11 protein-coding genes are annotated in these 10,188 nt (G+C 69.3%); 10 read left to right on the forward strand and 1 reads right to left on the reverse strand.

From position 1 onward, the window contains the following. Positions 1 to 274: 274 nt before the first annotated feature. The 7 genes from ACIY1X_RS20710 to ACIY1X_RS20740 all read left to right on the forward strand — a co-directional run bounded on the left by ACIY1X_RS20710 (position 275) and on the right by ACIY1X_RS20740 (position 7,419). Positions 275 to 1,276, forward strand: coding sequence for a cupin domain-containing protein (locus ACIY1X_RS20710; protein ID WP_399684217.1), 1,002 nt, complete (start codon positions 275 to 277; stop codon positions 1,274 to 1,276). A gap of 21 nt (positions 1,277 to 1,297) precedes the next feature. Continuing rightward, positions 1,298 to 2,500, forward strand: a complete 1,203-nt coding sequence (locus ACIY1X_RS20715) for an FAD-dependent monooxygenase (protein WP_399684220.1) — start codon at positions 1,298 to 1,300, stop codon at positions 2,498 to 2,500. Positions 2,501 to 2,525: 25 nt separating this feature from the next. After that, positions 2,526 to 3,413, forward strand: coding sequence for a fumarylacetoacetate hydrolase family protein (locus tag ACIY1X_RS20720; RefSeq protein ID WP_399684222.1), 888 nt, complete (start codon positions 2,526 to 2,528; stop codon positions 3,411 to 3,413). Positions 3,414 to 3,484: 71 nt separating this feature from the next. After that, positions 3,485 to 4,117 carry a TetR/AcrR family transcriptional regulator gene (locus ACIY1X_RS20725; protein ID WP_399684225.1) on the forward strand — a complete coding sequence of 211 codons (633 nt, stop codon included), beginning with the start codon at positions 3,485 to 3,487 and terminating at the stop codon, positions 4,115 to 4,117. A gap of 133 nt (positions 4,118 to 4,250) precedes the next feature. Beyond that, entirely contained in the window at positions 4,251 to 5,174 is a 924-nt protein-coding gene (locus tag ACIY1X_RS20730; RefSeq protein ID WP_399684228.1) for a Bug family tripartite tricarboxylate transporter substrate binding protein, read from the forward strand. 44 nt (positions 5,175 to 5,218) lie between these two features. Then, positions 5,219 to 6,442, forward strand: coding sequence for a CaiB/BaiF CoA transferase family protein (locus ACIY1X_RS20735; protein ID WP_399684231.1), 1,224 nt, complete (start codon positions 5,219 to 5,221; stop codon positions 6,440 to 6,442). Continuing rightward, positions 6,439 to 7,419: a hydroxymethylglutaryl-CoA lyase gene (locus ACIY1X_RS20740; protein WP_399684234.1), complete on the forward strand. Its 981-nt coding sequence runs from the start codon at positions 6,439 to 6,441 to the stop codon at positions 7,417 to 7,419. Before ACIY1X_RS20735 ends, ACIY1X_RS20740 begins: the two co-directional genes overlap by 4 nt. Before the next feature lie 4 nt (positions 7,420 to 7,423). On the opposite strand, the gene ACIY1X_RS20745 is transcribed toward ACIY1X_RS20740, so the two are convergent. Beyond that, positions 7,424 to 8,368 (reverse strand): GntR family transcriptional regulator, encoded by a 945-nt coding sequence (locus tag ACIY1X_RS20745; RefSeq protein ID WP_399684237.1) that lies wholly within the window; start codon positions 8,366 to 8,368, stop codon positions 7,424 to 7,426. Between ACIY1X_RS20745 and ACIY1X_RS20750 the strand changes: the two genes are divergently transcribed. The 3 genes from ACIY1X_RS20750 to ACIY1X_RS20760 form a co-directional block, all read left to right on the forward strand. Continuing rightward, positions 8,355 to 8,936 (forward strand): VOC family protein, encoded by a 582-nt coding sequence (locus ACIY1X_RS20750; protein ID WP_399684239.1) that lies wholly within the window; start codon positions 8,355 to 8,357, stop codon positions 8,934 to 8,936. The genes ACIY1X_RS20745 and ACIY1X_RS20750 overlap by 14 nt on opposite strands. Before the next feature lie 56 nt (positions 8,937 to 8,992). Continuing rightward, on the forward strand, positions 8,993 to 9,799 hold the full coding sequence (locus ACIY1X_RS20755) for an ABC transporter substrate-binding protein (RefSeq protein WP_399684242.1): 807 nt from the start codon (positions 8,993 to 8,995) through the stop codon (positions 9,797 to 9,799). Continuing rightward, a partial coding sequence (locus ACIY1X_RS20760; protein ID WP_399684245.1) for an ABC transporter substrate-binding protein occupies positions 9,793 to 10,188 on the forward strand: 396 nt, incomplete at its 3' end. The genes ACIY1X_RS20755 and ACIY1X_RS20760, both read left to right, overlap by 7 nt.

Here is a 10,188-nt window from a genome sequence, read left to right on the forward strand (position 1 = left end):
CTTCATCTGTTTGTCTCCGTGATCCGGCGGACTCAGACGCGGCCCGCCTCCGGCTCGAGCCCCGACAGCTCAGCCGGCGGAATGTAACATTTATTTGCAAACAAGAAGAAATGTATTTGTCGCGCTGTGGCCACGCATCCGCGCCGAGCGGCCGATAGCACGGGTTCTCGTTCTTCGAACTGCGGGGTAGCGCACTTACCGCCACAGGGTTTATACGGATTTGATCCACATTAAACATACAGACAATCCTGTCTGTTTATTAATGACTGATCCCATGAACGACACCACCAACGCGGCCCCTGCCTTCTGCGCCAAGGTCGATTCAGTCGACAACCTGATCGCCGCCATCGCCGAAGAGAACTGTGTTCCCGGATGGACCGATCACGAGCCACCCCTCATGTGGGCCGCACCGCACTCGGCCCTGAAGCCGGCACACTGGCAATACGAGCGCATGCGCCCTGCCCTGGTGGCCGCGGGCCGCGTCATCGGCACCGACCAGGCGGAGCGGCGCAACTTCATCCTCCGCAACCCGGTGCCGGGCAACCAGTTCGCCACCACGCGCACGCTGGTGGGTGCCTACCAGTCCATCCTGCCCGGCGAGCGGGCGCGATCGCACAAGCACGCGCCCCATGCGCTGCGCGTGATCCTGGAATCGAGCGGCTCCTATTCCGTGGTGAACGGAATGAAGCATCCGATGGAAACCGGCGACATCGTGCTGACGCCGGGCGGCCACTGGCACGGCCACGGCCACGACGGCGAAGCCCAGGCCTTCTGGTTCGACTGCCTCGACATCCCGCTGGTCCACATGCTCGAGCCCATGTCGGCAAGGGAGCACCCCGACGGCTGGGAGCACGACATCGTGGAGTGCCAGGACTCGGCGATGCGCTTCGCGTGGAAGGACACGCTGGCCCGGCTGGACGCGCTGGACGCTGCAGGCGACGCGGCCGCCGACCCGGACCGCCCCCTGTTCGGGACGACGCTCACGCTGGATGCACCCGGCATGCCGACCATCGACATCAAGGTGCATCGCATGGCGGCCGGCTGGCAGGGCCTGCCCTACCGCCACAACGCCAGCTCCATCTACGTGGTGCTGCAAGGCCAGGGGCGCAGCGAGATCGGCGACCGGAGCTTCGACTGGAAGTTCGGCGACGTGATGGCCGCGCCCATGGGCGAGCGCCTGCGGCATCGGGCCGACCAGGCCTCGGTCGTGGTCGAGCTCACCGACGAGAAGCTCATGCGCTACTGCCGCTTCTATCAGCGCCAGCAGCTTTCCTGAACCCCAGCGGACGAACACATCATGACGACTCCCCACGAGAAGCCTCCGGTCATCATCGTCGGCGGCGGCATCGGCGGCGTGGCCACCGCGCTGGCGCTCGGACGCCTGGGCCTGCCGGTCCAGCTGCTGGAGCAGGCCGACCAGATCGGCGCCATCGGCTACGGCGTGCAGATCGGCCCCAACGTCATGCCGATGCTGGAACGCCTGGGCGTGGGCGAGGCGGCGCGGCAGGCGGCCTACCTGCCCGAAGAGATCCTTCTGTACGAGATGGACAGCGGCAGGAAGCTGGTGGACATCCCGCTGCGCACGCCGCAGTTCCACGCGCGCTACCAGGGTGCGCCCTACGTGGCGATCCATCGGGTCGACTTCCACGAACTGCTGCTGCAGGCCTGCCGGGCCTACCCGAACATCGACCTGAACCAGTCGACGCAGGTGGTGGGCTACGAGCACACCGCCGGCGGCTGCGGCGTCGCCACGGCGGACGGGCGCTTCATCGAGGGCGCCGCCGTCATCGCCGCCGACGGGCTGCGCTCGCGCCTGCGGCTGCAGCTGCACCCCGGCGACAGCCCGCGCGACACCGGCTACCTGGCCCACCGCACCATCGTGCCGATGGCGCAGGCGCCGGCCAGCATCCGCGAGCGCCGGGGCGTGACGATGTGGACGGGCCCGGGCTTCCACGTCATCTACTACCCGCTGCGCGGGCGCAGCGAGATGAACATCGTGGTCGTCGTGCGCGTGCCGCCGGACCTCGACGTCACCGACAACGAGCGCTACCTGGAGCACATCGCCGCGCTCACCCGCCGCGCCGCGCCGGAGGCGCGCGACGTGGTGCAGTTGGTCAACCTCGAGCGCCGCTGGTCCATCGCCGACCGCGAGCCGGTGCGCCGCTGGGCCGACGGCTGCTTCACGCTCATGGGTGACGCGGCGCACGCCACGCTGCAGTCGCTGGCGCAGGGCGCCGGCATGGCGGTGGAGGACGCGGTCACCCTGGCGGAGCTGGTGCAGTCCTGCGGCCACGACTTCACCGCGGCCTTCAAGCGCTTCGAGCGCGCCCGCTTCCTGCGCGCCGCGCGCGTCCAGCTCGAGTCGCGCGACCTGTGGGACATCTATCACTGCGACGGCGCCCGGGCGGAGGTGCGATCGCAGCAGTTCGAGGAGAAGTCGGCGGACGACTTCTACCGATGCCTGGATTGGCTGTGGCAGGCCCCGCCGATCCGCACCTGACCCACGACCATCCCAAGGAATCTCCATGCATCTTTGCCGCTTCAACCACGACCGCCTCGGACTCATCGAGGGCGACCGCATCCTCGACGTGAGCGGCGCGCTCGACGTGCTGTCCGCCACGCACTGGCTCGCCCCGCAAGGCGACCCCCTGCTGCTGCACCTGGACGAGATCCGGGCGGCCGTCGAACACCTGCGCGCAAGCGCGCCGAGCCACCCGCGCGCCGAGGTCCGCCTGCACAGCCCGCTGGTGCGCCCCTCCAAGATCATGGCCGCGCCGGCCAACTACAAGCTGCACGTGCAGCTGGATGCCGGGCAGCCCGGCATCGACCATGGCGTGCATGCCAAGGCGCTGGAAGGCGTGGAGCGCCCCGTCGACAAGTACGGGCTGTTCCTCAAGGCCACCTCGTCGCTCAGCGGCGAGAGCGAGGGCGTGCAGATCGTGATGCCCGAGCGCCGCACCGACCACGAGGTCGAGCTGGCGGTGGTGATCGGCAAGCCGGGTCGCGACATCCCGCGCGAGCAGGCGATGGCGCACGTCGCCGGCTACACCATCGGGCTGGACATGACCGTGCGCGGCGCCGAGGAGCGCAGCTTCCGCAAGTCCGCCGACAGCTACACGGTGCTGGGCCCAGCCTTCGTGACGGCCGACGAGATCGCGGACCCGCACGCGCTGACGATGTCGCTGTGGGTCAACGGCGAGCGGCGCCAGCATTCCTCCACCGGCGCGATGACGGTCGACATCCCCGACCTGATCGCCTTCGCCTCGCGCGCCTATGCCCTGCATCCGGGCGACGTGATCCTCACCGGCACGCCGGAAGGCGTGGGCCCGGTGCTTCCCGGCGACGTGGTGCGCGTGGCCTGCGACGGCCTGGGCGCGATGGAATTCCACGTCAGCAGCCGCGGCGCGGCCTGAGCCCGGTCATGACGTTCGCACTCTCCGGTGTGACATGCTCCAGGGAAGACCATTCCCAAGGAGAGCGAACGTTGATCGCACCATCCCGACCCCGCGCCGCAGCGCCGGCCGCACGCCGCACCCAGGCCGAGCGCACCCAGCAGATGCGCCAGAAGCTCATCGACGGCGCCATCGTGCTGCTCGCGCAGAAGCGCTATGCGGGTTTTCGCATCGCCGAGGTGGCGGACCTCGCGGGCGTGTCTCGCGGCGCGCAGACGCACCACTTCCCGTTCAAGGACGACCTGGTGATCGAAGCCCTGGAGGCGATCTATCGACGCACCACCGACAGCTCGCTGAAGCGCATCGCCGAGTGCAAGGCGCAGCCGCTCGAGCTGCTCAAGGCGGTGGTCAAGGACAGCACGGAGTTCTTTCTCGGCGAGGACTTCTACATCTCGCTGGACCTGATGATGGTGGGCGGCGAGTCGGAACTCGGCCTGAAGGTCAAGGCCCTCGCGCACACCTACCGGCTGGCGGTGGAGAAGGCGTGGCTGGACGCCTTCGTCCAGGCGGGCTGCGACCCGGACCGCGCCGAGGACATCGTCCTGCTGACCTTCTCCATCGCCCGCGGCATGAGCATCCGCAAGCTGATGAGCGGGGAGACGCGCCGCTTCTCCCGCCTCATGAAGCTGTGGTCGCACCTGGCAGAAGAACTGCTCTCCGGTTGAGAGCGCCGACAGGGAGCGGCCACTCCTCCCGATACGTGAAAGGCAATCCCCCGTGAACATCCAGGAGACATCCGCTTCCTCGCGCGCCCGGCGTGCGACCCTTCGCCTCGCTGCAGGGCTGGCCGCCCTGGGCATGCTGGCCCCCCTCGCGCATGCGGACACCTACCCGGCCAAGCCGGTCCGCCTCGTCGTCGGCAGCCCGCCGGGCGCACTGGGCGACGTGCTCGCGCGCGTCAGCGCCCAGCACATGGGCAGCGGCCTGGGCCAGCCGATCGTCGTCGACAACAAGCCGGGGGCGTCGCTGGCGATCGCGGCCGACACCGTCGCCAAGGCGCCCGCGGACGGCTACACGCTGCTGATCGCGCCGGACTCCGCCACGGTGGTCAACCCCTTCCTCTATCCCAAGCTGCCCTACGACCCCGTCAAGGACTTCCGCTCCGTCGGCCTGATCGGCAAGGCCTCGCTGGTGCTGGTGGTGGCCAACGGGCTGAAGATCGACACCGTCGAGGAACTGGTCCAGGCCGCCAAGGCGCGGCCGGGCACGATCAACTTCGGCAGCGGCGGCAGCGGCCACCCCACGCACCTGGCGATGGAGATGTTCGCCAACCGCATGAACGTCAAGCTCACGCACGTGCCCTACAAGGGCACCTCGCCCGCCATTCAGGCCCTGGTCACGGGCGAGATCGGCGCCATGATCGTCGGCGTCGCCGAGGCCATGCCGCTGATCACCGCCGGCCGCATCAAGCCCATCGCGGCCAGCGGCCCGCAGGCCAAGGAGAAGTTCTCCGCGCTGCCCGAGATGCGCAGTTTCCACAAGGACCTGGACCTGTCGGTGTGGTTCGGCATCTTCGCGCCCAAGGCCACGCCGCAGCCCGTCATCGACAGGCTCAATGCCCAGCTCAACCACGCGCTGGGCCTGCCGGAGGTGCGCGCCAGGCTCGACGACTACGGCATGCTGCCGCAGCCCGGCACGCCGGCCGCGCTGGACGCGATCCAGGAAGTCGACCGCTCGCGCTACGGCCCGCTGGTCAAGGCCCTGGGCCTGACGATCGACTGACACCGCGCACGCCGCCGGGCACGCGCACGCTTGCCGATCTCGCCATGAACACCACTCCCACATCACCTCCATCCCCCGCCCCCGGCGCCCTCGACGGCCTGCGCGTCGTGGAAATGGGCCAGCTCATCGCCGGCCCCTTCTGCGGCAAGACGCTCGGCGAGTTCGGCGCCGACGTCGTGAAGATCGAACCGCCGGCCGCCGGCGACCCGCTGCGCAACTGGCGCATGCTGCAGGACGGCACCTCCGTCTGGTGGCAGGTGCAGTCGCGCAACAAGCAGTCGGTCGCGCTGGACCTGCGCCGCCCCGAAGGGCAGGAGGTCGCACGCGCGCTGATCGCCGAGGCGGACGTGCTGATCGAGAACTTCCGCCCCGGCACGCTCGAAGCGTGGGACATGGCGCCGGACCAGTTGCATGCGCTCAACCCCGGCCTGGTGATCCTGAGGATCTCCGGCTACGGCCAGACCGGCCCGTACCGCGACCTGCCGGGCTTCGGCGCCATCGGCGAGGCGATGGGCGGGCTGCGCCACCTCACCGGCGAGCCGGGCCGCGTGCCGGTGCGCTGCGGCATCTCGATCGGCGACACGCTGGCGGCGCTGCACGGCACGATCGGCGTGCTCGCCGCGCTGTACCACCGCAAGGTCAACGGCGGCGCCGGGCAGGTGATCGACGTCGCCTTGCACGAGGCCGTCTTCAACTGCATGGAAAGCCTGCTGCCCGAGTACAGCGCCTTCGGCGCCGTGCGCCAAGCCGCCGGCAGCGCGCTGCCGGGCATCGCGCCGTCCAACGCCTACCCGTGCGCCGACGGCTGGGTGCTCATCGCGGGCAACGGCGACAGCATCTTCCGCAGGCTGATGGGTGCCATCGGCCGCGAGGACCTCGCCGCGGCCCCGGACCTGCAGAGCAACGCCGGCCGCGTCGCCCGCGTGCAGGAACTGGACGACGCCATCGCCGCGTGGACCTCGACGCGCCGCACGCAGGACGTGCTGGCGCAGTTGGCGGCGGCGGCGGTGCCGGCCGGCAAGGTCTACACGGTCAAGGACATCCACGAGGACCCGCACTACCGGGCGCGGAACATGCTGCTCACGCAAACCACGCGCGAGGGCCGCACGCTGGAGGTGCCGGGCATCTGCCCCAAGCTCTCCGCCACGCCGGGCACCATCCGTTCCAGCGCGCCGCGCCTGGGCGACGACACCGACGCCGTGCTGCGCCGCATCGGCCTGCATGCGGACCGGATCGATGCGCTGCGCGCCGCGAAGGTGATCGGATGAGCCGGGACGTCTGGAACGGCGCGGGGCGCCGCATCCACCTGCAGGAGGTGGGCATGCGCGACGGCCTGCAGAACGAAGCGGCCTTCGTGCCGACCGGCGAGAAGATCGCCCTGGTCGATGCGTTGACGCAGGCGGGCTTCGGCAGGATCGAGGTGACCGCCTTCGTCTCGCCTGCGGCGGTGCCGGCGCTGCGCGACGCGGAAATCGTGATGCGGGAAATCGCCCGCCGCGAAGGCACGCTCTACGGCGCCCTGGTGCCGAACGTGCGCGGCGCCGAGCGCGCCATCGACGCCCGCGCCGACGAACTCAACCTGGTGATGTCGGCCAGCGAGACCCACAACCTGTGCAACCTGCGCATGACGCGGCAGCAGTCCGTCGCGGCCCTGTCGGAGGTCATCGCCTTCGCGCGCCCCGGCGGCACGGGCATCAACGTCTCGCTGTCATGCAGCTTCGGGTGCCCGATGGAAGGCGACGTGGCCGCCGGCGAGGTGCTGGACCTGGCGGCCTGCTTCATCGACCAGGGCGTGCAGGGCATCACGCTGTGCGACACCACCGGCATGGCCCATCCGCGCCAGGTGGCGCCGCTGGTCGCCGCCTTCCGGCAGCGTTGGCCCGGCACGCTGCTGACCCTGCACTTCCACAACACCCGCGGCATGGGGCTGGCCAACGTGCTGGCCGCCATCGACGCCGGTGCCGACCACTTCGACACCGCCTTCGGCGGCCTGGGCGGCTGCCCCTACGCGCCGGGCGCCAGCGGCAACGTCTGCACCGAGGAAGTGGTTCACGCGCTGGAGCTGATGGGCTACGACACCGGCATCGAGCTGGCCGGGGTGCTGGCCGCCGCGGCCCGCTTGCCGGCGCTCATCGGCCACGAGACGCCGAGCCAGATCGTCAAGGCCGGGCGCCGGCTCGACCTGCACCCGCCGCCGCCCGGCTTCGAGGCGCTGCGCGAGCGGGTGGCCGCCCGCTCGCGCTGAGCGCTCAGCGGCTCAAGGATTCGGCGACCGGGGCTGCGGCGGCTTCGCCGTCCTGCGGCGCGGCCTCGGCGCGCCGCCGCAGGAGGCCGTCGATCGATTCGTTGAGCAGGCGGACGGTGCGCTCGACGTCGCGGCTGACGGCTGCCTCCATGATGTGCCGGTGCTCGATGCGTGTGGACTCGGCGTCCAGCTGCCGCACGTTGAGCCGGCGATGGCGGTCGGCCGAGTCGAACAGCAGCTCATGGAAGTCCAGCAGCCACTTGGACGGGCAGGCGGCGATGAGCGCCGCGTGGAAGCGGCGGTGCAGCAGCTCCCACTCGCGGTTGGTGTGCCCGGACTCCACCGTCATCGGGCAGCGCCACATGCGGTGATAGGCGAAGACCAGCTGCTCCTCCCACGCCTCGTCTCCATGGCGCAGGGACTCGCGCACGACGATCTCGTTGAGCAGGCGCCGCGCCTGCATCAGGTCCGCCAGGTCGTCGTCCGACAGCGTCGCGACGCGGAAGCCGCGCCGGTCGACCTGCTCGACCAGCCGCACCGCGCTCAGCCGGTTCAGCGCTTCCCGGATCGGGCTCGCGCCGACCTGGTAGCGCTCCTGGAGCGCCTCGATCCGCAGCTTCTCGCCCGGGCCGAAACGGCCCTCCAGGATGTCTTCGCGCAGTTGCTCGAACACCTTGCTGGCAAAGGTCGCCCCCTGGACATCTTCGGCAATCGGCGGTGAGTGGCGCGACATAGGACGGTTCGGCTGTCTGTGCATGCAGGCCCGAAATTGTAGAGAGCGTCCCCTGGACACCGCCCGGCGCGCCACCGGGCGCTCCCGCGGCGCGGCTCCAGGGTTTCTCCCAGTCAATCTCTGCCAATTCTCTTCAATATTTTCGATAAAAATCGAATTAATCCCAAATAAATCCAGTTTTGTCGATAAACAAGGAGAAATGATGGCCTCCATCATTCGGCCGAAGACCTTCGCCCACGTGGTCTACCGCACCTATCGCTTCCAGGAGATGCTGGATTGGTACGTCAAGGTCTTCGGCGGAAAGATCCAGTACCAGAACCCGGTCATCGCCTTCGTCACGTACGACGAAGAGCACCACCGGGTGGCGCTGCTGAATCTCGCCATCGTCAAGGGAGAGTCGCAGGCGCGCACGCCCCGCGGCCAGCCCGGCATGGACCACGTCGCCTACGGCTACCGGTCCCTGCGCGAGCTGCTGGACAAGTACCTCGAACTCAAGGCCATCGGCGTCCTGCCCTACTGGTGCATCCACCATGGCATCACGGTCTCGCTCTACTACGCCGACCCCGACGGCAACCAGATGGAGTTCCAGACCGACAGCTACACCTCCAACGAGGACGCCAACGCCTTCATGTACGGCCCCGGCTTCGCCGAGAACCCGATCGGCGTGGAATTCGATCCCGACGAAATGCTCGAGCGCCTGCGCCGCGGGGAGAGCGAGGCGTCGCTGCTGCTGCGCACGCAGCATCTGCCCGTCTCTGAGATCCGCGGCTCGATGCAGAGCTGAGCCGTTCGCGGCGGCGGAGGGCCGCCCTTCACAACCAACGAGAGGAGACATCCATCATGACGATCGACCGCCGTTCCTTTTCGCTCGCCCTCGGCACGCTGGGCGCGTCGACCCTGTGGGGCACGACAAGCCAGGCCCAGCCCACCGGCACGCCGGTGCGCATCGGCGGAACACTCGCGCTCACCGGTCCGCTGTCCTCCGTCGGGCTGGTCCACAAGCTGACCGGCGAGATCTACGTCGACGAGCTCAACAAGCGCGGCGGCCTGCTGGGGCGCCCGGTGGAGTGGATCGTCAAGGACGACCAGTCGAAGCCGGACCTGACGCGCACGCTCTACGAGCAGTTGGTCAACTCGGACAAGGTGGACCTGCTGATCGGCCCCTACGGAACCAGCGCCATCCTGTCGGCCATGGGCGTCGCGCAGCGCTACAACAAGATCCTGGTGCACCACACCTTCGGCGTGCCGCCGCTGGCCAAGTACCCGCAGCAGTTCTACGGCTGGGCCGTGGGGCCCGAGCCGGACAAGAGCACGCCGGGGATCGTGCTGGATGCGCTGGCCGCGGCCGGCAAGACGCCCAAGACGGTGGCGATCGTCACCAGCAAGTTCCCGTCGGTGCACTACATCTCGCTCGGCGCGCGCGAGGTGGCCCGCCAGCGCGGGGTGCGCGAGGTGCTGTTCCTCGAATGGGACTTCGGCAACCGCGACTTCGGGCCGGTCGCCAGCCGCATCAAGGACGCCGACCCGGACCTCATCTGGGGCGGCGCGCTCGGGCTGGAGGCCAACCAGATCTGGACGCGCTCAAGAAGATCGACTATGCGCCGCGCAGCAGCTTCTGGTTCGCGCCGGCGCCGGGGCCGATGCTGAAGGCGCCCGAGGCGAACAACGCGCTGTCGGTCACCATCTTCGAGGACCACCCGCCCTTCACCAACAACCCGGTGGCGGCGAAGTTCACCCAGACCTTCCGCGAGCGCGCCACGCAGGTCAACCTGCCCAACACCACGGTGGAAGTCCAGGCCGCGGCCTCGTACTCCGCCTGGCAGATCATCGAGGCCGCGGTGAGGGCCACCGGCAGCCTGGACGACAAGACCCTCGCCACCTGGCTGCGCGGCCACCAGGTCGACACGATCCAGGGCCGGCTGCGCTTCAACGGCGCCAACAACTATGGCGACGACCTGAGCCGCGTCAAGCAGGTGCAGGATGACCCTGCCTCGTTTCCACGTACATCAAGTCATGCAGCCAACTGGGCGTTCTCC

This window comes from Xenophilus sp. (genome assembly GCF_044462705.1).
GTDB lineage: Bacteria > Pseudomonadota > Gammaproteobacteria > Burkholderiales > Burkholderiaceae_C > Xenophilus > Xenophilus azovorans.

Bases quoted from the DNA above. Each gene is read 5' to 3' on its own strand.
- ACIY1X_RS20710 (WP_399684217.1), top strand. From the start codon at position 275: ATGAACGACACCACCAACGCGGCCCCTGCCTTCTGCGCCAAGGTCGAT.
- ACIY1X_RS20715 (WP_399684220.1), top strand. From the start codon at position 1,298: ATGACGACTCCCCACGAGAAGCCTCCGGTCATCATCGTCGGCGGCGGC.
- ACIY1X_RS20720 (WP_399684222.1), top strand. From the start codon at position 2,526: ATGCATCTTTGCCGCTTCAACCACGACCGCCTCGGACTCATCGAGGGC.
- ACIY1X_RS20730 (WP_399684228.1), top strand. From the start codon at position 4,251: ATGCTGGCCCCCCTCGCGCATGCGGACACCTACCCGGCCAAGCCGGTC.
- ACIY1X_RS20735 (WP_399684231.1), top strand. From the start codon at position 5,219: ATGAACACCACTCCCACATCACCTCCATCCCCCGCCCCCGGCGCCCTC.
- ACIY1X_RS20740 (WP_399684234.1), top strand. From the start codon at position 6,439: ATGAGCCGGGACGTCTGGAACGGCGCGGGGCGCCGCATCCACCTGCAG.
- ACIY1X_RS20750 (WP_399684239.1), top strand. From the start codon at position 8,355: ATGGCCTCCATCATTCGGCCGAAGACCTTCGCCCACGTGGTCTACCGC.
- ACIY1X_RS20745 (WP_399684237.1), bottom strand. From the start codon at position 8,368: ATGATGGAGGCCATCATTTCTCCTTGTTTATCGACAAAACTGGATTTA.
- ACIY1X_RS20755 (WP_399684242.1), top strand. From the start codon at position 8,993: ATGACGATCGACCGCCGTTCCTTTTCGCTCGCCCTCGGCACGCTGGGC.